Source organism: Parabacteroides sp. AF14-59 (assembly GCF_003479515.1).
Classification (GTDB): Bacteria; Bacteroidota; Bacteroidia; order Bacteroidales; family Tannerellaceae; genus Parabacteroides; species Parabacteroides faecis.
Genome location: NZ_QUHH01000064.1, coordinates 1 through 753 on the forward strand (window position 1 = coordinate 1; position 753 = coordinate 753).

Annotated in this window: 1 protein-coding gene; it reads left to right on the forward strand. The window is 44.2% G+C overall.

The features are described from left to right. Positions 1–43 precede the first annotated feature (43 nt). Positions 44–753 (forward strand): PD-(D/E)XK nuclease family transposase (locus DWW23_RS26345; protein ID WP_122357403.1); only part of this gene is annotated, 710 nt, incomplete at its 3' end.

The following is a 753-nucleotide window of genomic DNA, read 5'->3' on the forward strand; positions in this document are numbered from 1 at the left end:
CGTTGCCTGCTAGTAGGCAGCAGACCATTAAAACCATTGACATATGGAAAAGTACGTTAACATTATGTTAGACCGGGCTTTTAAAACCGTTTTCGGTGAAAAGCAAGTAGCAATCGACTTTATCAATGCCACCCTCGAAGGTGAGCACCGGGTCAAGGATCTGACCTATCTCGATAAAGAAATCCAACCTGAGGTAATAGAACAACGAACGGTGATCTTCGATCTCCTGTGTGAAGACGTGGATGGAAGTAAATTTATCCTCGAAATGCAGAATTGCCCGCAACGTTATTTCTTTAACCGCGGATTTTATTACATTTGTCGGATGGTTTCCCGTCAGGGAGAAACCGGCGATAACTGGAAGTACAGCTTGCTTCCGGTATATGGCATCTATCTGTTAAATTTCTGCTTGCCAGAGTTTCAGAGCTGGCGCACCGACGTGGTGTTGGCTAACGAGGCAACAGGAAAAACTTTCGGCGAGGTCAAACTGAAGCAGATTTATCTGTCGTTCGACCTGTTCAATTTGAGTGAAGAGGAATGTAAGACACCTCTTGAGAATATGGTTTATATATTGAAGAATATGAATTTATTTGATATGTCTCCGTTCAAGGAGAAAAACGATGCCTTCAAACGCCTGCTCGATGTGGCGAACCTGGAAGCGATGACAGCGCACGAACGTGCCGTCTACGATGAAAATCTGAAAATTTATCGCGATTGGCGCAATACGTTGGAGTATGCAGTGGAAGAAGCTGAAGA